Annotated in this window: 17 protein-coding genes and 2 pseudogenes; 5 read left to right on the top strand and 14 right to left on the bottom strand. The window is 69.0% G+C overall.

Annotation, left to right across the window (positions count from 1 at the left end):
- Nucleotides 1-86: 86 nt before the first annotated feature.
- The 6 genes from OG361_RS31225 to sbnA form a co-directional block, all read right to left on the bottom strand.
- Nucleotides 87-314 carry an MbtH family protein gene (locus tag OG361_RS31225; protein ID WP_405858821.1) on the bottom strand — a complete coding sequence of 76 codons (228 nt, stop codon included), beginning with the start codon at nt 312-314 and terminating at the stop codon, nt 87-89.
- 73 nt (nt 315-387) lie between these two features.
- Complete coding sequence (locus OG361_RS31220; protein WP_405858819.1) at nt 388-1338, bottom strand: TauD/TfdA family dioxygenase; 951 nt, start codon at nt 1336-1338, stop codon at nt 388-390.
- Between the two features lie 48 nt (nt 1339-1386).
- Nucleotides 1387-2685 carry an MFS transporter gene (locus tag OG361_RS31215; RefSeq protein ID WP_405858817.1) on the bottom strand — a complete coding sequence of 433 codons (1299 nt, stop codon included), beginning with the start codon at nt 2683-2685 and terminating at the stop codon, nt 1387-1389.
- On the bottom strand, nt 2682-3614 hold the full coding sequence (locus OG361_RS31210; protein WP_405858815.1) for an ornithine carbamoyltransferase: 933 nt from the start codon (nt 3612-3614) through the stop codon (nt 2682-2684). Before OG361_RS31210 ends, OG361_RS31215 begins: the two co-directional genes overlap by 4 nt.
- Nucleotides 3578-4414, bottom strand: coding sequence for a 4'-phosphopantetheinyl transferase family protein (locus OG361_RS31205; protein ID WP_405858813.1), 837 nt, complete (start codon nt 4412-4414; stop codon nt 3578-3580). Before OG361_RS31205 ends, OG361_RS31210 begins: the two co-directional genes overlap by 37 nt.
- A gap of 41 nt (nt 4415-4455) precedes the next feature.
- Complete coding sequence (sbnA, locus tag OG361_RS31200; protein WP_405858811.1) at nt 4456-5490, bottom strand: 2,3-diaminopropionate biosynthesis protein SbnA; 1035 nt, start codon at nt 5488-5490, stop codon at nt 4456-4458.
- 133 nt (nt 5491-5623) lie between these two features.
- On the opposite strand from sbnA, the gene sbnB reads away from it, so the two are divergent.
- Nucleotides 5624-6622: a 2,3-diaminopropionate biosynthesis protein SbnB gene (gene sbnB / locus OG361_RS31195; RefSeq protein ID WP_405858809.1), complete on the top strand. Its 999-nt coding sequence runs from the start codon at nt 5624-5626 to the stop codon at nt 6620-6622.
- A gap of 82 nt (nt 6623-6704) precedes the next feature.
- On the opposite strand, the gene OG361_RS31190 is transcribed toward sbnB, so the two are convergent.
- Nucleotides 6705-8315, bottom strand: a complete 1611-nt coding sequence (locus OG361_RS31190; RefSeq protein ID WP_405858807.1) for a tryptophan halogenase family protein — start codon at nt 8313-8315, stop codon at nt 6705-6707.
- Between the two features lie 21 nt (nt 8316-8336).
- On the opposite strand from OG361_RS31190, the gene OG361_RS31185 reads away from it, so the two are divergent.
- Together OG361_RS31185 and OG361_RS31180 are read left to right on the top strand one after the other, a co-directional pair.
- The gene (locus OG361_RS31185; RefSeq protein WP_405858805.1) at nt 8337-8516 is read left to right on the top strand and encodes a hypothetical protein; all 180 of its coding nucleotides are present in this window, start codon (nt 8337-8339) and stop codon (nt 8514-8516) included.
- Between the two features lie 97 nt (nt 8517-8613).
- A complete protein-coding gene (locus OG361_RS31180) occupies nt 8614-9270 on the top strand; it encodes a DUF4097 family beta strand repeat-containing protein (RefSeq protein WP_405858803.1) in 657 nt (218 codons plus the stop codon).
- A gap of 157 nt (nt 9271-9427) precedes the next feature.
- Here OG361_RS31180 and rsgA (OG361_RS31175) read toward each other — a convergent pair.
- Nucleotides 9428-9898: pseudogene (gene rsgA, locus OG361_RS31175) on the bottom strand (GTPase RsgA); the annotation flags it as partial.
- A gap of 446 nt (nt 9899-10344) precedes the next feature.
- Entirely contained in the window at nt 10345-10473 is a 129-nt protein-coding gene (locus OG361_RS31170) for a hypothetical protein (protein WP_405858801.1), read from the bottom strand.
- A 447-nt stretch (nt 10474-10920) separates the two neighbouring features.
- On the opposite strand from OG361_RS31170, the gene OG361_RS31165 reads away from it, so the two are divergent.
- Both OG361_RS31165 and OG361_RS31160 read left to right on the top strand, forming a co-directional pair.
- Entirely contained in the window at nt 10921-11397 is a 477-nt protein-coding gene (locus tag OG361_RS31165) for a hypothetical protein (RefSeq protein ID WP_405858799.1), read from the top strand.
- Between the two features lie 212 nt (nt 11398-11609).
- Nucleotides 11610-15620 carry a hypothetical protein gene (locus tag OG361_RS31160; RefSeq protein WP_405858797.1) on the top strand — a complete coding sequence of 1337 codons (4011 nt, stop codon included), beginning with the start codon at nt 11610-11612 and terminating at the stop codon, nt 15618-15620.
- A 161-nt stretch (nt 15621-15781) separates the two neighbouring features.
- On the opposite strand, the pseudogene rsgA (OG361_RS31155) reads toward OG361_RS31160, so the two are convergent.
- From rsgA (OG361_RS31155) to drmA, 5 genes and pseudogenes are all read right to left on the bottom strand, one after another.
- Nucleotides 15782-16255: pseudogene (gene rsgA, locus OG361_RS31155) on the bottom strand (GTPase RsgA); the annotation flags it as partial.
- A 300-nt stretch (nt 16256-16555) separates the two neighbouring features.
- Nucleotides 16556-17281, bottom strand: a complete 726-nt coding sequence (locus OG361_RS31150) for a hypothetical protein (RefSeq protein ID WP_405858795.1) — start codon at nt 17279-17281, stop codon at nt 16556-16558.
- A gap of 528 nt (nt 17282-17809) precedes the next feature.
- Complete coding sequence (gene drmC, locus OG361_RS31145) at nt 17810-18655, bottom strand: DISARM system phospholipase D-like protein DrmC (protein ID WP_405858793.1); 846 nt, start codon at nt 18653-18655, stop codon at nt 17810-17812.
- The gene (gene drmB / locus OG361_RS31140; RefSeq protein WP_405858791.1) at nt 18652-20523 is read right to left on the bottom strand and encodes a DrmB family protein; all 1872 of its coding nucleotides are present in this window, start codon (nt 20521-20523) and stop codon (nt 18652-18654) included. The genes drmC and drmB overlap by 4 nt, the downstream gene beginning before the upstream one ends.
- Complete coding sequence (gene drmA, locus OG361_RS31135) at nt 20520-24047, bottom strand: DISARM system helicase DrmA (protein ID WP_405858789.1); 3528 nt, start codon at nt 24045-24047, stop codon at nt 20520-20522. The genes drmB and drmA overlap by 4 nt, the downstream gene beginning before the upstream one ends.
- Nucleotides 24048-24128: the final 81 nt, after the last annotated feature.

The raw sequence follows: 24128 nt of genomic DNA, 5'->3' as shown, positions 1-24128 counted from the left end.
TCTGAAGCTCCTCGGTGGTGATCGGGGTGGTCGGCGTGATCTGGGTGATCGGCGTGATCGCGGTGGTCGGCGTGGTGGCGCGGGGGTCAGCCCGCGATCGCGTCCATGCGGCGGCGGAGGCTGAGCGGACGCATGTCCGTCCACACCTCGCCGATGTGGGCCAGGCACTCCTCGCGGGAACCCTCGGTCCCCTCGGCGGTCCAGCCGGCCGGCAGCGGGCGGTCGGTCCACCAGATCGAGTACTGCTCCTCGGTGTTCAGCACCACGCGGTGGGTGGCGGCTGTGGTCTGCTCGGCGGTGTTCTCAGCGGACACGGTCGTCTCCTGGGTTCTGTGAACGATGAACGGTGAAGAGGAAAGTGGGTCGGTGGGTCGGTGGGTCAGCGGGTCAGTCGGACATCGCGACGAGGACCCGCCGCGGCCCGGTGAACGGCCGGCGGCCGTGGCCGACCAGCACGTTGTCGATCAGCAGGAGGTCCCCGCTGCGCCAGTCCACGTCCACGGCGTTGTCGAGGCCCCGGTCGCGGATCTGGATCACGTACGCGTCGGGGATGGGAGAGCCGTCGGCGAAGGTGACGAACTGCGGCAGCTCCTCGGCCGGCATGATCGACGCCAGCGCCTTGGCGGTGTCGTCGCCGAGCGAGGCGGGGTGCCACTGGTCGGCCTGGTTGAACCAGACCTCGTCCCCGGTGACGGGGTGGGTGACGATCGCGGGTCGCAGCTGGCTGACGCGTAGCGAGCCGTCCGGCTGCCACGTCCAGTCCGCGCCCGAGGCGGCGAGGAACTCCTCGACCCGCCCGGCGTCCTCCGTCTCGAAGGTCGCCTGCCAGCTCTTGCCGAGGCCCATGCCGCCGTGCAGGTTCTGGCTGTAGCGGACCCCGCCCGCGAAGGCCTCGCGCACCTCCGGGTCGAGGCGGTCGAGCCAGCGGGTCCCGTCGATCACCGGGGTGGCACCGCCGGTGAGCGGGGCCGTCTCGCAGAAGAACAGCAACCGGGCCGGCCACTGGTGGGCATAGCTCATCTCGTTGTGCATCGAGATGCTGAACTCGGCCGGGTACTCGGTCGAGGTGTAGACGTTCGCCCCGACCTTGGTACGCGGCGAGTTGCCGTGCACGTACGCCAGCCGGTTCGGCAGCAGCAGGTCCATCACCCCGTCCAGCTCGCCCGGCTCGACGCCGAACCCGCGGAAGACCAGGGCCTTCTCCCGGGCCAGCAGTCCTCCGAGGTCCTCCAGCGAGCCGAGGTGTTCGGCCAGGCCCCGGGCGCTGGCCTCGGTCCCGGTCTCCGCCGGGGTGACCTCGGCGGGGGCCCAGAGCCTGCCGTTCGCCACGCTGTCCATAGGTGTTCTCCTTCCTTGTGAAACCGGGTCCCACCTTCGGAGGCGGGCCTATATTTCTTCGCTACGGGCGGTATCCGTCTTCTCCGGCGTGGCGGGTTCCGCATCCGCGTCGACGAGCCGCAGCGCCGGCGACACAAGCGCCACCAGGGCGAGGAGCCCCATGCCCGCGGCGATGCCGAGCGCCGTGCCGTACGTGCCGAAGACGGCCAGCAGGAAGCCGCCCGCGAGGGCACCCGCCGAGGCCGTACCGGAGCCCACCAGCGCGAAGACGCTGGTCACCCGCCCCTGCAAGGGCTCCGGGGTGATCTTGATCTGGTGGACCCCGGCGACCACGTTCATCAGCGCCCCGGCGAAGCTCATCCCGCCGAGCAGCGCCCCGAGGACGACCGGGTCCGACCCGAAGGCGACCGGTGCCATCAGCGCCGCCCAGAGCGTGAGGGCCCCGGCCAGCACCGCGCGCGGCGCGGCCCGGCCCGCCGCCCGGGAGCCCGCGAGCGCCCCGGAGACCCCGCCGACCCCCGCGACCAGGCCGATCATGCCGATGGCCAGCGGGGATCCGCCGTCCTCCTTGACCACGAGGGCCAGGGTGAGGGTCAGGATCTGGAAGAGCAGGTTGCTGCCGGCCAGGAGCACCACGGCCGTGCGCATGAAGCGCTGCCGCCACACCCAGCGCAGCCCCTCGGCCACGTCCGTGCGCAGTGTGGTGGCGGTGGCGACCCGCTCGCCCTGGAGGGGGCGGCGGAGCAGCAGCAGGGTGACGAGCGCCAGCAGGTGGGTGAGCGCGGTGAAGGCGAACGGCAGCCAGCGGCCGAACTGGATGAGCCCGCTGGCCGCGGGCTGCCCCAGGAGCCCGGCCGCCTGTCCGCGCGCCTCGTTCTGGCCGAGCGCCGCCGTCAGGTGGGAGGGGTGGACGACATGGCTGATCGCCGCCCGTTCGGCCAGCCGGTAGAAGAGCCCCGCGGTGCCGTCGACGAAGGCCGCCGCCGCCACCAGGGGGAGCCACAGGTGGCCCGCGAGCAGCATCGCGGTGACCGCCGCCATGGCCAGCAGCCCGGCCGCGTCGCACGCGATCAGCAGCCGCCTGCGGTCCCAGCGGTCGACGAGCGCCCCGGCCGGCAGCTGGACGGCCAGCTGCGGCAGGAGGGCCGCGAAGCCGACGACGCCGGCGCCGGCGGGACTGTTCCCGAAGAAGATCATCAGCAGGGGGTACGCGGCCACGCTGGCCCGTAGCCCCAGCGCCGACAGTCCGGCCCCGGTCCACAGCAGCAGGAAGTCCCGGTTGCGGCGCAGCGGTTCGGGAGCCGCGCCCGGATCCGGACCCGAGCGCGGCTTGTCGAGCAGGCTCATCGCCGGACACCGCCGCGGCACCATTCGAGAACGGCCATGGCACTGTGCATCTTGTTCTCCGCCTGGTCGAGGGCGATGCTCCGGTCTCCGTCGAGGACCTCGGCGGTCACCTCCTCGCCGCGGTGCGCGGGCAGGTCGTGCAGGAAGACGGCCTTCGGACTGTCCTCCCACAGCGCCCCGGTGACCTGGAACGGCGTGAACCGCTCCCGCCAGTCGGCGTCGGGCTTGCTGGTGCCGGTGGTCTGCCAGCGGCTGGTGTAGATCACGTCGGCGTCGAGCGGCAGGTCCGCCATGTCGTGCCGCTCGACGACCGTCGAGCCGTGGGCCGTCGCGCTCGCCGCGGCCCGCGCGGCGATGTCCGCGCGGAGCCCGTAACCCGGGGGTGTCCGCAGTTCCAGCTCGGCGTCCCGGAAGCGCGACAGTCCGAGCGCGAGCGCCGCCGCGGTGTTGTTGCCCTCGCCGACGTACAGCACCCGCAGCCCCTCGATCCGGCCGAAGTGGCACAGCAGCGTGGTCAGGTCGGTGAGCCCCTGGGTGGGGTGCTCGTCGGCGGTCATGGCGTTGACCACCGACATCCTCGACTGGTCGGCCCAGGACCGCAGTTCGGCCGGATCGTCGGCGGTGCGCGCGACCAGCACGTCCAGCATCCGGGAGAAGACCCGGCCGGTGTCCTCGCTGGTCTCCCCGGTGTTGGTCTGGAGATCGCCTCCGGCGAAGGTGACGATGCCCGCGCCGAGCCGCAGCGCGCCCGAGGAGAACGCGGTGCGGGTACGGGTCGACGTACGGCGGAAGTAGATCCCGGCGACCAGACCGTCGAGCGCGCCCGCGGGCGCGGACCGCCCGGAGGAGAACTCCGCTCCCCGCGCCACGATCGCGCGCAGGTCTTCGTCGGTCAGGTCGTCGAGAGAGACAAGGTGGCGGACGGCCACGGCGTACTCCTTTTCGCTTCGGATTCCGGTCCGGGAGGCCCCGCAGGCTCCTGGAGGGTCGGCGGCGGGCGTTCGATCAGTCGCAGCGGTCCGGCCGCGGCCGCCTCGCGCGCGATGGCGGCGTACCGGCCGGGACCGACCGCGAGGTCCTCGACCACCCAGGTGTCCGGTCCTTCGGCCGCCGAGTGGCGGACCATCAGGGGCCCGCCGCCGTCCGGCCCGTGCACGTCCACCTCGCGGGCGTCGGCGATCAGACCGATCCCGCTGGCCTTGAGGACCGCCTCCTTCCTGGTCCAGTAGCGGAGGAAGACCGCGAGCCGGGCCGTGGGATTCGATTCCCGGCGCAGATCGGCGAGTTCCCGGTCCGAGAGCACCAGCGGTGCCACCGGATCGGTGTCGAAGCCCAGCACCTGCTCCAGGTCGACACCGATCCGGTGGCCGCCGCCGGTGACCCCGAGCAGCCAGTGCGGTCCCGAGCGGGACAGGCTGTAGCTCAGCTCCGTCACCGGCCACTCCACGCACGGGGCGCCGCGGTCGGCGTCCCCGCACTCCGGGCAGCGCCGCCGGCCGAGCCGCAGCTCGGCCGGCGGCGTGCCGAGGTAGGCCCCCAGGACGCAACGCACCGCCACGTGCGCCCCGGCGTAGTGCCGGCCCGCCTCCCCGGTCATCGTCCGTGCCGAGGCACGTTCGGCCGTGGACAGCACGGCGAGGGCGTCCGGTCCGAGCGGCTGCTCGACCGTTCCCCACCACACGTGCGTCACATCGGCGTCGAAGACGTCAGAGAAGTCCTCGGCGCTCATGGGTGTCACCCCTGTTCTCATCGGGCCCGATCCCTCACGGATCAGGCACTGGTGGCGGCCGCGGGCAGGCGCGTGCCGCCGGGGTCGGCGAAGTCGCCCTTCCACAGATGGGAGACCTCGCCGAAGCGCTCGCCGACCCAGTGGTCCGAATAGATGGTGCTGAGATAGCGGTCGCCGCCGTCCGGGAAGAGCAGGACGACGTGGGAACCGTCGGGAATCCGCTCGCCGAACTTCTGCAGAGCGGCCACCGCGGCCCCGGAGGAACCACCGATGAGAATTCCTTCGTGATTCACCATCCGCCGACAGGCCACCACGCAGTCGAGATCGGTGACGTGCACCACCTCGTCGGCCGCCGTGGGATCGAACAGCGCCGGCGTCACCGACGCGCCGTGCCCGGGAATCAGCCGCGGGCGGTGCGGCTGCCCGAATATGGCGCTGCCCACCGCGTCCACCGCGACGACGGTGGTCGTCATCGCCTGGTCCGCGATGTAGTTCGCGCAGCCGCGCAGCGTGCCGAAGGTGGACACCGGAGAGAACAGGTAGTCGACCCGCCCGTCCAGCGCCTCCGCTATCTCTCGCATCGTCTCGCGGTGCGCCCGCGGATTGAGCGGGTTCGCGTACTGGTTGGGCCAGTACGCTCCCGGCAGCGAGGAGACCAACTCACGGACGCGCGCGAGCCGGGCGGCGAGGAACTCGCCGGTGACCGGGTCGGGCGTCTTCACGACCTCCACGCGCGCGCCGTAGGCGGACAGCAGCGCGAGGTTCTGCTCGGTCGTCTTCGCGTCGACGACGCAGACGAAGTCGATCCCGAAGTACTTGCAGATCTGCGCGATGCCGATCGCGAGGTTCCCGGAACTCGACTCGACCACCACCGAGTGCCCGGGAATCAGCCGGCCCTCCCGGATCCCGCTGCGCAGCATGCCGAGCGCGGACCGGTCCTTGACGCTGCCTCCCGGATTGAACCTCTCCATTTTCGCGAACACCCGGGAGTTGAAACCCGAGAACATATTGCCCAGTTCGACCAGCGGGGTGTTCCCGATGGTTTCCAGAATCCCATGGAGCACGGGACGGCTCATGCTGCCCTTCCCTCTTTCGTGGCTTTCGGGATACACCAGGGTGGGCAGTCGCCCTATGCGTGTTCTATTAGAGGATAGATATAGGGGGCGCCGACATGGTCGCCGCATCATTCGCCCCTCGAAAGGAACCGTGATGCTGATCCTTCGGCGCACCGATGTCCAAGAGACCCTGGCCGGCCGCGAGACGGAGATCATCGAGCTCGTCGCCGACGCGTACCGGTTGCACGACGAGGGAGCCACGGCACTGCCCCACTCGACCTTCCTGCGCTTCCCCGAGAAGAGCCACGCGCGCGACCGGATCATCGGTCTGCCGGCCTACGGGGGCGGTTCGTCGCCGGTGGCGGGGATGAAGTGGATCGCTTCGTTCCCCGGCAACGTCGCGGCGGGCATGGAACGGGCCAGTGCCAGCATCACTCTCAACTCCCTGGAGAACGGCCGCCCGACGGCCTTCCTTGAGGGCTCGGTCATCTCCGCCAAGCGCACCGCCGCCAGCGCCGCGCTCGCCGCCCGCGTGCTCACCGAGCAGGCCCCGCCGACCGGCGTCGTCCTCGTCGGCTGCGGCGTCATCAACCTGGAGATCCTGCGCTTCCTGGCCGCCGCCCTGCCCGAGCTGCGCGAGGCCGTCGTCCACGACATGGACCCGGCCCGCGCCGAGGCGTTCACCGGCACCTGCGCGGCGGAGGTCCCGTCCGTCAAGGTCTCCGCCGTGGCCGACCTCGCCGAGGCGCTCGGCTCGCATCCGATGGTCTCCTTCGCCACCACGGCCGGCGAACCCCACACGGACCTGTCGGCCTGCGCCCCCGGCACCACCGTCCTGCACATCTCCCTGCGCGACCTCACCGTCGAGACGGTCCTCGGCTCGGTCAACATCGTCGACGACGCCGACCACGCCGTACGCGAGCGGACCTCCCTGCACCTGGCGGAACTCCGCACCGGCAACCGGGACTTCGTGGCCGCATCCATCGGCGCCCTGCTGCGCGGCACGGCCACCGTCGACCGGGACCCCGGCCGGCCGGTCGTGTACTCCCCCTTCGGCCTGGGCGTCCTCGACATCGCGCTCGCCGAGTACGTCCGCGAGCAGGCCGCGCGGTCGGGCCGCGGCATCGCCGTCGACGACTTCCTGGCCGGCTGACACCCGGGGCCCCAGCCGCCGCGGTCGCCGCGGTTGCCCCGGCAGGTCAGGCCGCCGCGTCCGGTCAGGCCGGGACGGCCCGTCAGGCTCCGTGCAGGTGCCGCAGGTACTCGTACGCCGTCGGCAGCGTGTCCAGGAGGATGCGCTGCTGACGCTTGACCGCCGTGAACACCTCGTCCGCCGCCGCGGCCTGGCGTACGTGATGGGCGAAGACCGGCAGCGGACGCGCCGGTTCGGCCCCCAGGCCGGTGAGAATGCTGTAGTACTGCCCGTCGGTCCAGATGTTCCGCAGCTCCGCCTCGGGACGGCCGGAGGCTCCGTAGTACGCGGCCTCGTCCGTGGCCGCCGGATTGACCGGCAGCCCCGCCCGGTACACGGCGGCCTTGCGCCGCAGCCCCTCCGGCAGCTCCCTCTCCTTGACCGCCCGCCAGAACGGCGTGTCCGTACGGGGCGCGAAGGCCAGATGGGCCTGGACGAAGTCCCGTGACTGCGCGAAGAGTTCCTCGGTCTCCCGGTTGTAGCTGTCCGTCAGCGCCGGGTCGAGGTCCTGGTCGGGAAAGTGGGTCACGAGCCGGTGCAGGGCAGCGACCAGGAAGTGACTGTCGGTCGGTTGCAGCGGTCCGAGGGAGCCGGCCGCACGGCCGACGGCGACGGCGTTGCCGACCCAGGCGCGGCGGATCCGCCCCACCCGCAGCCCGACCACGTCGAAGCGGGTGTGCCCGGCATCGGCGCCCCACAGCCCGCCCAGCTCGGCCACGGCCTCCTCAGGGGTCGTCAGCGCGCTGTGGTGCACATGGCCGGTGGTGAATCCTGGGCGCAACGGCGTCTTCCAGGCCCAGCCCGAGGGCACGGCCACCACGGAGGTGTACGGGTCGACGGTGCCGGCCCGCTCGTCGTGGCGGAGGCGGGCGACCACCGCCCGGTCGCAGAGCAGTTCGTCCGACAGGTCCTCGAACGGCTCGCCCAGCGTCCCGCCCACGAGGGAGGCGGCGGAGCCGGAGCAGTCGAAGAACAGGTCCCCTTCCAGGACGCTCCCCTCGGCGGTCCGCAGGGCCGTGACGAAGCCGCGCCCGTCCCGGTCGGCGCCGGCGAAGGCGCCCCGGACGGCGCGCACGCCCGGACTCCGCAGGGTCAGCGTCCGCAGGTAGCGGGTGAGCAGGGCGCCGTCGACGTGCCACGCGTACCGGGTCGCCGCGCGCCCGTCGAGCCAGCGCGGCGCCAACCGGGCGTCCATCAGCGGGGGTTCGCGGAAGCAGGCGTAGTCGAACGGCTCGGTGGTACGCCCCTCCCGGATGCGCTGGAGCCAGTGCTGGGACAGCGGCAGGCCCTCACAGTCCGGAAGGAGTCCCGTGGAGTGGTAGAAGTGGTCCGCGCCACCGCCCGGCAGATCGCGTGGCTCGGCCGAACCCTCGCCTTCCGTACGCCAGTTGACGAAACGGGAGGCCGTCCTGAAGGTCGCGCCGCACTCCCGCATCCACTCCTCCTCCTGGATGCCGAGGAGTTCGAAGAAACAGCGGTGGAAATGGGGCAGGGTCGCGAAGCCCGCGGCTCCGGGCACCGGGGCGTCGCCCGGCGTCTCCAGGACGGTGATGTCGACCGTCCCGTCCAGTGCCCGTCCGAGATGGGCGGCGGTCATCCACCCTTCGGCGCCACCGCCGAGGATCACCACCTTCTCAATGCGTCGGCTGGTCATCAGGCGGCTCTCCTTGCGGGCGTGCGCGGGCCCGGTCGCGGTCTCGGCCTCGGTCTCGGCCTCGGTCTCGGCCTCGGTCTCGGCCTCGGTCTCGGCCTCGGTCTCGGCCTCGGTCTCGGCCTCGGTCTCGGCCTCGGTCTCGGCCTCGGTCTCGGCCTCGGAAGCGACAGTCTCGCCGCCGCACCTACAGACGTCCTGTAGTCCTCCGTCCGCCGGAATAAAGGTTCTTCATAGAGGGAGCGGAGGGTCCCCTCCCACGCTGGACGTGAGCCGCCCCCGCAGCCCCAGGGAGACACCGATGAAGCACCCGTTCCGTACCAAGCCGGTCGTGTACGCGCTGACCGCCCTGATGGCCGGGGGATTCCTCTCCGGCTGCGTGGGCGACACCACCACCGACTCGGCCACCTACACCGTCGACTCCGCCGTGACCTCACTGAAGGTCAAGACGTCCGGAGGCGCCATCGAGGTCGTCGTCGGCGGCGGTGACTCGGTGAAGGTCACCGAGAGCCTCACGTACGACGGTGAGAAGCCGAAGACCTCCCACCGCGAGACGGGCGGGGAGCTGACGCTGACCGCCCCCAAGGACTGCGGGGGCAGCGGCTTCGGCGGCTCGACCTGCCAGGTCGACTACCGCGTCGAGGTGCCGAAGGCGCTGGCCGCGAAGCTGGAGAGCGACGGCGGCGACATCGTCGTGGACCAGGCGGTCGCGGGCAGCCTGACCGCGCGCTCCGACGGCGGAAAGGTGACGGCGGGCTTCGCCGAGGCCCCCGAGTCCGTGGACATCAGCAGCTCCGGCGGCAACGTCACGCTCCGCCTCCCGGACAGCACGTACGCGGTCGACTCCTCCACCGACGGCGGCAGCCAGAACGTCCGGGTCCGCACCGCCCCCGACTCCCCCCGCAAGATCCGCACCCACACGAACGGCGGCACGGTCCAGCTCCTCCCCCGGACCTGACACCGACCGGACCGGATCCCCGGTCCCCGCCCCGCGCCCCTCACACCCCAGGGACGCCCCGCGCCGACGCCGTCTCGTACGAGGCCGGCCCGCGCGCTTCACAGGCCCGCTCCCGCCGCACGTTCGCGCCGGCCTCCCAGGAGTCCGCCGACTTACGCAGCAGCGCATCACCGCTCGAACTGGACATCGCGAGCGCGAGGAACCGTTCGATCCGCCCGAGGTCGAGTTCGACCGCGAGCGACACACAGATGACGATGTGATCGATGTTAGTGGCCAGCACCTGGCCCTCGGAACGCTTGGACGATGTCGACCGCACGAAAGCGGTCCGCCGAGGCAGGATCGTCCGCGCGTACCGCGGGTCGCTGCCCTCGGGATCGACGGCGACCCAGTCCCCCGTGCACACGACCTTCATCGGGTCATGAGGAACGACGAACGCGGTGTCGGCACGTACGACGCCGTCAGGGGTGACCACGTCGCACTGACCACGATCGACCCGGACGACCCGGCCCGGGACCAGGCCCTGGGCGGCGTACGGGGCGAACTCGGCCTCCCACGCCTCGTCCCAGCCGTACGGAGCGAGCGGGTGCGCGGAGTTGGAGTTGCATGCCTGAAGAGAGGTGAGAGACAAGGGGTGACCCTTCAACAAGGGTGGCCCCGGCACGCGCCTCGACGAGACGCGGGAATGAGAGAGGTCAGCCGGTGGCCATGGAGGTGGAGTTGACGAACTTCTGGATGAGGGCAGCGCCCATCGAAACGACAGCCATCGGTCACACCTCCTGGATCACACGTAACAACGCTTGCGGACAGCCATGTGGCGATCCCGCAAGAACGACCACACCATAGACCGGCCTCGACCGATCACGCGAAGCATTTTCCTTCCTCCCTACCCAGCAAAGCGCCCAGGCTCCAGGAATACTGGACGCTGCGGTACACGATCCCGTACGCCGGTGGCCCTCGGTTTCGTCAAGGGCCAAACAGGTTCAGCGGATCGAGATGGCCGGGACTCCAGGCCCCGCCCGGCTTTATCGACGAGCGCGCCGACTCCCTCTGCCCCTCCCGCCCTCGATCAGCGGATCAGGGGGCGGGGACGGCATCGCTGTTGAGGAGGGCGTGCAAGGCAGCGGACTCGGCTGCGGCGTCCACATCCGTATCGGGGGCGCTGGATGCGTCCTTGCCGAGTACGGCGAGGGCGGCGCGCCTCATGAGCGGTTCTCTGGCGACGAAGGCACCTCGCCCGCCCAAGCGTCCTCACGAATGGGCCAGCGAACCCGTAGCCGCAAGAGAAGGCTTCGCCCCGCGCTGGGATCACCGGCGGGAACCGCAGGTAGAAGCTGTGAACACGGCTGGACCACATCCCTCAGCCCGAGCAAACGCCTCCCGCGGCCGTGCACCACACGTCGACTCGCACGCGACGGAACAACAGCTCCTGCTCGATCGAAGCGCGACCCCTTCCACAGCCCGGACATGTCACCCACGCCGAATCGATCATTCTCGGGCAACTTCACAGGAGCCAACCGACGCTGCTCCATCAGTCGGCGTCCCACACCGCAGAAGTTGAGCCAGAACCCGTTTTCGCATACGTAGCCATCCCTGCCGACGAGCGGGCATCATGGGGCCCGGCTTCACTACGAATCACCGCCAGGGGGAAGAATGGTCGATCCGTCCATCGCGGCTTTGGCGCTGTCGGGTGCAACAACCTTGGTCGCCGCAATGGCCACCGACATGTGGCAGAGTGCTCGCGAGCGCATGGCCCAGATCTTCCGACGTGGTGGCCAGCAGGCCGCCGTCGAGTCGCAACTCGACCTCAACAACGGCCTTGTCGAACAAGCAGACGACGATTCGCGGACCCGCCAGATCCTGGCCGACCAGTGGCAGTTGCAGCTGGAAACGCTGCTGCGTCAACACCCGGAGGCGGCGGACGAGCTGCGGGAACTGGTGGGCGAGCTGAGCGCGGACATGCCTGCTGAGCGCCACACGTGGGTACAGAACAACACCGCCCGGGATAACGCCCGGCAGTATGCCGCGATGGGCGGGAATGTGATCGTCCACGAGGCGTCCTCACAAGCGCCGGCGCCCACTCCCTTGCCTGGCCCGGCCCCGTTGGATGTACCCACCGACGAAGCATGAGCGGTGAACCGTCAGCCCCCTGGCCTGGAGCCGTCAACCAGACCATTGTGGCGGAGAATGGGCACGCATACGGTGTTATCGGTGCAGACCTGCACGTTCACGCCGATCGGGGCCCGGTCTACACGCTGGCACGTCACGAGGGGCCGCCGACTGCGGACCCTAAGTGGCTCAGGTCACAGCCAAGCCGGTTACTGAACGCCCGGTTTCAGGTGGTGGACTTCACCGCCCGTGCGCGCGATATGGCCGAGCTTGAGAAGTGGCGTGACGATCAGCGTGCCGCGCGACTGTCGGCAGTGTGGCTGCACGGGCCCGGTGGCCAGGGCAAGACTCGCCTGGCCGCCGAATTCGCGACGCGCAGCGCGGCGGCGGGCTGGCTGGTGGTGCACGCTGACCACGCTGTGAGTGCGGGTGCGCGCCAACGCCCCCAAGACCTGCGTGTCGGTGAATCGATCGGGCTGCTCCTAGTCGTCGACTATGCCGACAGGTGGCCCGCCGGGCATTTGGCGTGGCTGTTCGACAACGCACTCCTGAGCCACCCGGTGCCCACCCGAATCCTATTTCTGGCCCGCGGAGTGCAGCTCTGGCCGACGATTCGCGCAACCCTCGAGGACTATTGTGCCGACAGCGGGAGCTACGCGCTCGGCATGTTGGACGGTCAAACCTCGTCCGGTGCTGGGGCGCGGGGCCGAATGTTCCGGGTTGCGCGTGACTGCTTCGCCGCACGGTACGGGATCGTGGATCCGCGTGAAATCAAGGAGCCCGATTCTCTGGCCGGACCCGAGTTCGGACTGACGCTCGCCCTCCATATGGCAGCGTTGGTAGCGGTCGACGCACACGACCGAGGTGTCCCTGCGCCCAGTGAACTGGTGGGCCTTTCGCTCTACTTGCTTGACAAGGAGGAGAGGCATTGGACGCGACTCTACGAGAACCGTCTGGAAGGGCTGCCCTACCAGACGTCGCCCGCAGTAATGGCACGGGCTGTCTTCACAGCGACCCTCACCGGTGCCATGCCTCGAGCACGCGCCGTAGAGCTGCTGTATTCCCTCAACTTGGACGGGCACCCCGCAGGCGTGCTTGCCGATCACGCCGAGTGCTACCCGCCGGATGACTGCCGCCTCGTCCTCGAACCGCTCTACCCCGACCGGCTGGCCGAGGACTTTGTGGCACTGAGTCTGCCGGGCGCACCAAGCAGCGCGACAACTCGTCGACCATGGGCAACGGAGTTCCTCGACGTCTTGACACGCCGACAGGCGAATGGCACATACCCTGAGCACACCGCACGCGCTGTCACCTACCTCGCATCGTCCGCCGCGCCCGGACGCTGGTCGCACGCCGTGCCGTACCTCGCCAAGCTGATCAGCCAGGATCCGGAACTGCCGCTCGCTGCCGGCGGCGCCGCTCTGACCGCGGTTGCTGCGGTGGCCGACCTCGATGTCGACATCCTCGCCGCGATCGAGCAGCACTTCCCCACAAGGCATATCGACCTCGACCCCGGAATCGCCGCCATAACCCGACGCCTGACCGACCATCGTCTGGGACGGACCACAGACCTGGAACGTCGCGCAAGGTTGTACATGGGATTGGCGAACCGACTGCAAATGGCCCGACAGACGGGCGAGGCTGCCACGGCGGCCCACCAGGCAGTGGAGTGCTGGCGGACCTTGGCGGCAGCTTCTCCTGGCGAGTACGAGGCAAGGCTTGCCGATTCCCTGGCCGCGCACGCGGCCGTGCTCGCGTTCAGCGGATCACACGAGGCCGCCGCGGCACCCGCTGAGGAGGCACTCACGCTACTCAGAGACCTGCGTGCGAACGCTCCCGGGGACCACACAGTCGCACTGTTGACCGTTTTGGTGGCGCATGCAAGCAGCCAATCGGCGGTTCCCGGCCGGCAGGCGGCTGCCCTCCACAGGGTCGAGGAAGCCGACGAACTGTGCCAGGCAGCGGGAGCGGAAATAGACCCCGCACTCCGGTTCACTTTGTGGCAGACCCATGCGCAGTGTCTCCTGGCCTTGGGACAACTGCCCGAGGCATTGGCCGTCGTCGAGGGCGGGCTTCCTTCTGTCCGGGAATGGGCCGGGCGGCAGCCTGAGGTCTTCGCAGTCGCCCTTGCCTCCATGCTGGTGATGGTCGCGTTGCTCAGGCGGGCCCTTGGTGACGAGGTGGAGGCCCAGGCTGCGGTCGACGAGGCGGAACCGTTGGCGAGGCAGTGGGAGAACGCGGCCCCCATGCTGCGTGGGGGCGTGGACCTGGGAATGGAGCTCGCCCGGCGAGTGCGCCCCGGCCTGTCGGCGAATGACTTGGGTGCTCTGACTGAGGTAGTGCGTGAAGGCCTTGCTCCTTACAATGACTTGGCCGACAGCCCGATCATGGCGGCCCTCAGGTATGCGCTCGCTCAGGCATGGTTCCGAGCGAAGGACTGGAACCAGGCGCTCAGCGCAGCCGACGAAGTGGTAGAGATCCGCAGGTCGTTGGCCGCGGGCACGCCCGGCGCATACGATCTGGGACTGGCTCGGGCGCTCGTCTTGTCTGCAAGTTCCGCGAGCCTTAGCCACCAGTATGAGGCCGCCGTGCGAGCGCGCCGAGAAGCTGTGGAGCTGTGCGAGCGCGGCGCCGCATCCAATCCGGCGGAGTACGAGCCGCTGCTCGCCGATTCCCTCGTGGACCTAGGTTACGACCTGATGCGGTGGGATCGCCCCGACGAGATGTACCCGGTGTTCATGCGTGCGATGGACGCCTGCCGGCGGGTATGGCCCGTGAATCCCGACCACTACCGGATGCAGCTGCTCTTGTCGCTGGCCGCTGTCAAAGGCCATCTGTCGCAGTTCGAGGAGCCGGCCAACGAGATGGCCCTGGTGTGCGAGGGGCTGACGCTCGCCTGCGAGGCAGCCGAAGCGGGTTCGAGTCCCTGGACGGTATCGACGATGGCCGCATTCACTGACGGGCTGGTGGCGTACGCGCACCGTCACGGGTGGGATGAGGAACGCGTGGAGCTCGTCAGCCGCGCCCGGGGGTTCTTCACTGGACGGGCCGCACCATCGACGGCCGAGACGGCCACATACATTGCGGAGCACGCCACCGTACTGTCGGCTCATGCAGCCGGACTCATCAGCCTCGGCCGCGACACTGAGGCGCTTGCTGACCTCGACGCGGCCATCGAGCTGCGCCGTCAAATGCTCCGGGCCGAACAGCCCTTTGCGAAGTTCCTTCTCGGCTGCGACTTGTTCAGTCGCAGTGGCGTGCTGGAGCGCGCGGGCGCCTTCCACGACAGCTACATCAGCATCGCTGAGGCAGTGACAACTTACCGGGCCGCCAGGGCCAGCGACTCGACTGACGACGGCGCGAGCCTCTGGCTTGCGCTTGTGACCCTCGAAGCCTCTGCTCTACGTCTCGGCCTGCTCGCCGCAGCCAAGTCAGCGGCCAGAGAAGCGAGTGAGCTTGGTGTAACTGGGGACATCGGCCTCAGCGAGGCCCGGTCAGCCGCAATGCTGCATGGATATGCCTCGGAGCTCATGAGCCAAGGGCGTGCCCACGACGCCCTGCCGCCGGCACTCCATGCCATCGTGCGCGCTAAGAAGGCCGTCGAAGTCTCGGCGGCCCATCGCGACACGCTAGCAAGGGCGCTCGTGAACGCCACCTATGTGACCTGGGTTCTGGAACAGGACACCGAGTCGATGGGGTTTGCCGAGCATGCGGTAGACATATTCCGCCAACTGGTCCACGACGAAGGCAGCCGGCATGAACGTGGATTGGCCACGGCCCTGATCAATCTCTCCGTAGGTTTCACGGGGGCGAAGCAGCAGTCCAAAGCGCTTGAGTCGGCCGAAGAGGCAGTCGCTCTCTTCTCCGGCCAACAGGACGGTTCGGATCCAGAGGCCCCGAAGCTGCTGGCCGACGCGCTGAGTACCTGGGCCGATGCCTTGTTCAAGGCAGGCATGTTCCAGGAAGCTGAGGCAACAGTCGCCGAGTCACTTGCGATCCGCCGCGGCCTTGGCATTGACGGGCTGGCACCGGACGACGTCAACTCAGCGATCACACTTGCGGACGCCCTCGTCACCCAAGCCGACTGCCTGTTGGCCCTCGACCGCGACTTGGACATGGCCGGCGAGGCGATTGCCACGGCACTGCGCATCATCGATGCACACCCTGGACTCGTACGTAGTCGCGACAAGGGCAACGCCCATCGCGTCGCACGAGACATCGATGCACGTCGTGGCAATGGGTGAGTCCGTGTTCGCCGCAATAGCACCGCCCGGCGACCGCCCCCGCGAACGGTCGTCTTGACCGCCTCTGCAATGCCGTTCCAGCCGCTCCAAAGCGCGTCTGTACAGATGAAGGTCATGCTGCATTACTGTGCGCCGGACTCCCAGGAGTCCGCCGAGGAACGCAGCAGTGCATCACCGCTCGAACTGGACATCGCGAGGGCGAGGAACCGTTCGATCCGCCCGAGGTCGAGTTCGACCGCGAGCGACACACAGATGACGATGTGATCGATGTTAGTGGCCAGAACCTGGCCCTCGGAACGCTTGGACGACGTCGACCGGACGAACGCGGTCCGCCGAGGCAGGATCGTCCGCGCGTACCGGGGGTCACTGCCCTCGGGGTCGACGGCGACCCAGTCCCCCGTGCACACGACCTTCATCGGGTCGTGGGGAACGACGAACGCGGTGTCGGCACGGACGACGCCGTCTGGGGTGGCCACATCACACTGACCGCGATCGACCCGGACGACCCGGCCCGGGACCAGGCCCTGGGCGGCGTATGGGGCAAACTCGGCCGCCCAGCCCTCGTCCCAGCCGTAGACGGTGAGCGGGTGCTGGACAGCGGAAAGAGAAGACGGGTGGAGCGGAGCGTTGAACAAGGGGAACCCTTCGAAGGGTGGCCCCGGCGGCGCGCTCCGAGCGCGCGGAAGTCGAGTGGGTGTCAGCCGGAGACCACAGGGGTAGGAACAATGAACTCCTGAATGCGGGCAGAGCCCGTCACCGTGACAGTCATCAATGTCCTCACCTCCTGCTTCTTCTCAACGAACCGACACCGTGCCCTCGGCAACGACACAGCCGCGCCTCGGAACGAGCAGAACCATAGCCCCACCCCAGGACACGGCACCACCGATTAAATTCGGGGTCGCACCCGTACGACGCCGACAACCATCGGACCGGCGTCACGCCGCAAGTCGTACAGCATCCTGGGCGAGAACCTGGGTCCTGCCGACCTCAACGACCGGTCGCCTGTAGCTGACGGCGATCCCTGAGCGCGTGGAGAACTCCACCAGTTCGCACCGCAGTACGCCCACGGCCGGAACAGCCGTCGCGTCCAGGGCGGCAGCCAACGCAGGCAGCTCGCCAGCGAGCTCCCATGACGTCGATACGAGGGAGAACACACCCAGCTCGGGAAGGTCCGCCAGCCGGAAGCCGAGTCGGACCTCCGACGTCGGCCCGCGACCCGCCTGGGCTGCCGCCTTGCGGTCAGCCAGGCTCGCCGGACAACCACACAGCGATCCACGTACGCCCGCTGGCTCCAAGAACCGAGTTCCGTCGCAGACATGGAAAGTCTCACCAGCTCCGCGCATCACCATGCGAAGCGAGACGGCCCCGCGGCTACCCAGCGAGACGGGGATGTGTTCGCGGCGAGTCAGGACCTCGAGGACATGCTCGCCGCCGGTGTCCAACACCTTCGGCACACCTCCATAGAGCCCACCCACAGCGTCAGCGACCGCACGGTCCTCCGTTGTAATGCGCCACGCCGACACCGCAATGGGCCTTCCAACTCGCTGTCGTGCCACATGGAAACGGCCCACCGGATCCGACGCAGATACGCGCGGCCGATCCGCCCTGGCTTCGTCGAGCTTCTGGTCCCGACTGGGGCTGTGGTGCGGGTGGGGAGCCATGGTCTTCCTCCGGCGGCGCGACGTTCAGAGGCTCCAAGGATCCGATGCGCTCGCCGGTTGGCGTAGCCGGAATTCATATGTAGAGAGATGCCAGCTCGCACGTCATCAGGTCCGAGCAAGGTCTTTGATCAGTTCCACCAGCACCGACACCTCAGCGGCGACCCAACCGCGCACCCACGCATTACGAGACCGTGAGCGTTCGTGCTGCGTGGTGCCTGGTCGTGCTGCTGAGTGACGTTCTACCTGATCAGAGCATGTGCGGATGCTTGACCTGTGCTACCTCGTATCACGTCGTCCAAAGGCGTCCGGCCACCGGCTGGCCACCGAGTCGGGCACGTAGGTGACGAGGAACCGGATAACCGGAGTTGTCGGCCTCCCACAGACCCTCCTGCGGGCGGTCATCTGCTCCCAGCGGATCGCTCCGGAGGAAGTCTCTTCAGCGTAGCCGGTGCCGACCACCCTGATGGTTGTTCATTCGATCGCGTCAGCCACCCACAGGGTGTGGCGACGGTCGACGTGCACGTGACCCTATGAGACTGGTTGCCAAGGCAGTCGGACCAAGGGGCCGTCCGCTGAGTGCATCAGGTTGATGAAGTGATCGACGAGACTGGCGACGGCACTGGGGTCGCAAATGACAGCGCCGATCTCCAGGTTGTCGCTGTATGCATTGTCGGTGAGGTTGGCGCTGCCGAGTAGGGCGGTGTTCCGGTCGGCGGCGATGACCTTGGCGTGCATGCTGCCGCGTCGGCCGCCGGGACCGTGCCGCTCGTCGTTCGCCCACTGCCACAGGTGCACGTCAGGGTGGAAGCGCAGTTCGTGGAACGCGGTGCGCCCGTCGCCGTCTCCATGCAGCCTGCCTCCAGAAGCGCGGGCGGTCTCCAGGACCAGATCCACGCTTACGCCGCGGTCTGCCGCTGCTCTGATCTCACTGACGATCTCCTGGATGCCGAACGCGGCGTAGCTGGTGACCAGGAGGGTGGTGCTGGCGGCCCGGATCACCTGGATTGCGACGGATGAGGTGAGCCTGACCGACACCGCGTCGCTCACCGGTCCTGAGACGGCGATTTCGACGTGATGAGTGGCGAGGTCCTGCTCGTATCGATTGCCCGCGGCTTCGAGGGCCAGGGCCAGAGCGGATCCTGGCGGTTGCGGATCGGTGGATCGCCATGCGGACAGCAGCAGGCCGGCGCGCGGTCCGAGCCCGACGCCTGGGTGCGCGGCGATGAGGAGGGATTCCGTGCGTCTGTCGGGGGCAGGCACCGTGCGCAGGACGCTGATCCAGGCAGCGAGGTGCGTCGCGGGGAGAGTGGCGACCAGTCCGGAAAGCACTTCGGGCAGGCTGGGCGCGGTCTCGGTGGCGTTGCGGCCGGTCATGACGTGAAGAACCCGCCCGGTCGGCCGCTGAATGTTTCTACGAGCAGTTCGCGATCCAAGAAGTGGTTGCCCCGTTCGCAGGACGTTTCTGCGGCGAACAGGCAGGCGTGACAGGCCGCACCGTGCAGGCGGCCGTGGGCGACCGGGTCATGGTCGGCGCAAAGGGGATCCGAGCCGCACAGCCGCGCGGCTTCGAGCGCTTGGTCGATCAACGTACCGAGTCGGTGCTGTCCACCGAGGCTGACCAGCCCGCCGAGGGTGCCCTCGCTGTCGGGGGCTGCGGTGTACAGCAAGATCCCGGCCATCGGATCGGCGCCGGAGCGCGCGTAGATCCGCTCGCCGATTCCGGAGGCGCCGTACCCGCACTCAAGGGCGAACTCTCGGATCAGGACGTGGGAGAAGGTGTGCAGCAGCACATAGCGGATGCCTGGCCACTCCGCGTCGGTGCGGCGCTGGGCGCACCACTTCTCGTATGCCTTCATCAGGGTTCTGGTGCGTCGGATGACGTTCGGGTCCTGTTCCCAGGCGGCGACCCGCTTCTCGTCGAAGCGCAGGAAGATCCCCTCGCCGCGGGTTTCCGCGCATGGCAGCCAGATCGGCGCGGAGCTGGACAGAGGCGCGCGGTTTTCCTCCAGGGCCTCGCCTCCGCTGGTCGCGGAGCCCCATTCCGGAGCGTCGATCCGGCTGAATCCGTACAGTGCGGATACTTCGCGCAGGCGCTTGACCAGACGCACCTGGCCAAGCCAGCTGCGGTGCGCGGCCGGGACGGGCTCGTTGCTGACGCTGAAGTCTGGGTGGTTCTGCGGGCTGCCGATGAAGGCGAGCCATTCCGGTCCGGCGATGTCCAGGGCGTCGGTGTCTTCGGCGGCGCTGGGCTGGTTCTCGCCTTGGCGCCGGGTGATCGCGTCCAACACCTCGTCTGCGCCGAAGCGTTCAAGTTGTGGCCACATCACCTGGGTGGGCAGGACCAGGCGCGCGGTTTCGCGGGGCAGCTGCGCCACCACCCGCAGCCCGGCCCAGTGCTCGGCCACGGCGCTGTCCACCGGATTGTCGGCGTGCGGGATGGAGAAGACCCTCAGCTGCATGGCGAACCAGCCGTTCGTCGCGCCCAGCGCCATGGTCCGGGTCTGCTCGGTGCAGGGTTCGAAGGTTCCCAGGTGCGGGTGCCGGCCCCGGCAGGCCGGGAGTACCTGCTCGCTGCGGGTGCCGATCGCTTCGGCCATGGACCGGGCTTTCACTTCACAGGAACATTCGACGAAGATGTTCGCCGCCTCGCCGGTGGTGCCGCGCTCGACGAGCTTCAGTGTGTGGTCGGTCCCGTGCGGTGCGCCGCGGTGGACGAAGTACATCCACGGGAAGTCGTCCACGTGTCCGGCCGGGCAGGCGGAGACGAACCTGGCCGGCACCGCGGTCGGCCGTTTGCGGCCGGTCTCGCGGCAGGAGTGGACGAAGCGGGTCTGGTCGGGTGCAACGCTGTTGGGCAGCAGGTGAAAGAGTCCTGAGTCGGCCGGGGCGAGCCGGTTGCACCGGTTGTCGGTGCAGCGCAGCCAGCCCGGGAACACTGCGACCGGCACGCCGATCCGGGACCAGGCACCGGTGAAATCGTTCGGGTCCTCCGGCGTGTACGGCGGCATCCGCAAGCTCTGCACCTGGGCGCCGAGTTTGCTGCGCACCGCCGCCAGGAGCCGCTCCTCCGGCACGATCGCGGCCTTCTCCAGCTCCCACTCGTCGAGCCCGAGGATCATCACCGACAGGTTCGGGAGGTCCGCGACCGCGCCGACGCCGTAGGTGTGCAGCAGCTGGCTGGGCCTCAGCTCCCCAACCCGCAGGTCGGTCGCCGAGCGTGCACCGTCTGCGGTGATGGTCATGAGGGGTCCCCTTCGTGTCCGGCGCCGTTGGCGTCCGGGTTCGGGCGCGGGAGGAACGGGTGCTGCTCGTGGTCGTCGGCGTTACCTGGAGCGGTCCGCAGCACCAGTCGGATACCTGGCTCGACTTCACGCAGCGAGGTGGGACAGGTTGTGCGCTTCCACGGGCCTGAGTCCGGGCTGTGGAGCAAGCCGACGATGTCGTCGGCCTTGCCCTTGGCGTTGAACGCGAGTCGGGCGGCGGGGCGGCGCTGTTCGCGTGCCCACAGGTCCAGGATGCTGTCGAGTTCCTCGCGTACCCGGGTTCCGACGGACCGGTCGGTGGCGACCTCGCCGGCGCGGCGCTCCAGGTAGCGGACGATGTGGTCGGCCTTACTGCTGTGCGTATCGAAGGTCTGCGCGCCGAGGTTGCCGTTGTCGCCGGCCTCAAGGTTGCGGGCGAGCGCCACCAGTACCCCGGTCAGGCCACGGTCTATGGCGCGTTCCGCGAACGGGGTGACCGAGAGCGCTTCGACGTGCCGGTACACGGTGGCGTGGAAGTGTTCGAAGGTTTCGTAGTGGGACAGGTCGCGCGGGCGCGCCCAGTTGAAAACGGTGAAGACGAGGCCAGGGCCAGCGCGGCCAACGCGGCTGGTGGCCTGGATGTACTCGGCGGTGGATTTCGGCTGGTTGGCGACAATCATGACGCCAAGCCGTGAGACGTCGACTCCGACGGCGATCATGTTGGTGGCCAGGAGTACGTCGATCGGTGTCAGTTTGTTCGCCCGGGGGAAGGTGTACTCCAGTTGCTGGAGGATGTCCGGGATCTTCTCCGAGGTCAGGCGCGAGGTGAGTTCCTCAAGCCGCAGGTCGTAGCGCCTCGACAGGCCGCGTTCGTTGATCCGCTCCAGTCGGGTGGAGACATCGTCCTCGACCGACAGACGCATACCGCCCAGATCGCGCAGGCTGTTGAAGTAGCCGACGAGGGTCATATAGGGATCCGTCACCGGGTTGTGTCCGTACTTCTTGTGCACGGTCTGCGCAGCGGCGAGCACCGCCACATATACCCGGATCATCGTGGACTTCGTGCGCACCCCCTGGGCGCAGATCCCGATGTAGCGGCGGCCGGGATGCGAGTCCGTGGGCCGCTGTCTGGCGAAGAAGCTGTCCCCGATCTCCAGGCCCTGCGGCGGGAAGACGCCGGTGCGCCGGTCGAACAGGGCATGAATCTGTCGCTCGGCGCGTCGCACGGTGGCCGTCGAGGCGATCACTTTCGGCCGCGCCGTCTTGCCCGGCGCGTACTCCCATGTGGCAAGGCGGTCCACGGCGGCCTCGTACAGGCCGGTCAGCGAGCCGAGCGGACCGGAGATCAGGTGTAGCTCGTCCTGCACGATCAGATCCGGGGGACGCACCGGCCTCGCCGCAGTGAGCGTGGCTGCGGGATAGCGTCCTTCCGCGAGATGGCTGGTGGCTTCCCAGTCCTCCTCGGCGATCTGGGCGGTGACGTAGCCGTGTCGGGAGCAGTGCCGGGAGGCGCGTCCAAACAGGGCCTGGGTGCGCCCGTTCCAGGTCAGCTGCGCGAACTTGTCGACGGTCGCGATCACCAGGCTCGGCAGCAGTCGGTAGATCTCCTCGTCGACGACGACGACAGGCAGGCCCTCACCGTTCGGGTCGGCACCGCCGAAGGGGCAGCCGAACAGCTCAGGGCAGCGCAGGAAGGTGCGGCGAAGGGTCTTGTCGACCTGGACGTTCCGGCCCTTCTCAATCTTCGTTCCGCACCATGGGCAACTGGTGAGCTGATAGGGGGTACCGGAGCTCTGATGGGGTTTCCCGCTCGCCCGGCGGACGTCCTTGACCCAGTCCATGGCCTTGTCGGTCGTGTTCGGGGACACCTTCCCCCCGACCCACAGGCCGATCCGGAACGGTTCCTCACCCCACCGCGCCTCGTCGCCGCGGCGTAGGACCTCGCACGCGCAGATCAGCGCGGTGGCACGCTGGAACTGCTGGATCGTCAGCAGCCGCAGGGTGTAGCGCATCAGGACGGCGACCCCGTGGCCTGCGTCGAGACCGCCGAGGTCCGGCCGCAGCCGGCGGATGGCGAGGGTGTACGCGGTCAGGCCGAGGTACGCCTCGGTCTTGCCGCCACCGGTGGGGAACCACAGCAGGTCCGCCACTGCTTCGGCTCCCGTGGCACGTTCCGGATGCGCCGGATCGGTCAGCGCGGGAAGGTTCAGCAACAGAAACGCGAGCTGGAAGGGACGCCAGGAGCGGTTGGCCAGCTTGTCCTCGTCGCGGAACACCGCATCAGGGTCGCGGGATTCGTCACGGCGTCGGGCGGCGGCGACCCGTGTATGGATACGCTGCAGGTACATCGCGCTGTTCGCGAAGCGGAAGGCGGCCAGGGCGTCCGGGTCACCGAGCACCAGCTCGATGCCCGCTTCGATCCGGTCGGCTGCGCGCTTCGCCTCGGTCAGCGCCTCCGCGGCCTGATCCGCATACTCGTCGAGATACTGGCCGTCCTGTCCGATCCGTGCCTCCGCCCGCTCGATCCACGCGCGGTAGCCGGCCACTAGCGGAACCAGCCCCGCCCGCAGCCGTTGCGGCTCGCACTCGCCGAGCTCCTTCATGTCGACCAACAGGTCGACCAGCTCCGGAAGGTCAGGATCGCTGTCGAACGAGGGTGCGTCGGTTTGCGCGATGTCGTACTCCGGCGCGGCTTTCGTCCCAACTGAGACCGCTCTCATCGGATTGGTGCCACTGGCCGTCGCGTGCACCCCGGTCGCGTGCCCCACCGCGAACTCCGGGCTGAACCGGTAAGCCATGGCCAACCGTCGCTGCTCGCCCTGGTCGACGGCATCGCCACCGGATCCGGGCTCGTGCCGGGGCAGGAACACCGCCGCGCCGTCGGCGCCGTCCGCTGACAGCTCGGCCTGGAACACCCAGTGCAGAGCGGAGTTGGAGTCGGTCTCGGTGGTGTTGACCAGGAAGAGCGTGACCAGCCAGTCGTCGTGGAAACGCCGCACCCGGCCGCGCAGCACCACCTTCTCGTCCTCGGAGTCGAGCACGAGCGGCTCCACCAAGCCCTCGACTAGCTTGACCGGAACGCAGTCGCCGTGGGGCGTGCGCCGCCAGATCAGCTTCTCGATGCTCGGATCCGTCGAGTGCGCGCGGACGTAACGCGCCCACCGCCCGGTCACCTCCAGCCGATCGGCATCACCGTGCACCCGCGCGGTGAACCCGACCGACGACGGAGCCAGACTCGGCACGTTCGGCGCGTCCGCGTCCGGTGAACCCTCATCCGCCCCCGGCAGCTCACTGTCGCCGAGCGAGGCGTCCAACTCCTCCGGCACGATCGTCGTACCGTTCGGCGCGAGGCGCCCGAGCACGTACCAGTCCGTCGGTGAGTCGGCGACCTCTTCCAGGTCGCCACCGACCGGTCCGATCAGGTCCCGCACCACGAGCTCGGCCAGCTCGTCCCGCACCACTCCTGGGGACGGAACAGCGAGGACCGGGCTGTTCGACGCCGCGGACGGCAACTTATCGCTCATGGGTCACAACGATAGGACGAGGCACTGACAGTGCAGGCGCATCGTGGCCAAGACGTGCGCCGGCACATCGCCTCCGGTGGC

Source organism: Streptomyces sp. NBC_00090, assembly GCF_045160815.1.
Taxonomy (GTDB): domain Bacteria; phylum Actinomycetota; class Actinomycetes; order Streptomycetales; family Streptomycetaceae; genus Streptomyces.
The sequence above is the reverse complement of the archived record's forward strand: the minus strand, read 5'-3'. Positions and strand labels throughout refer to the sequence as shown.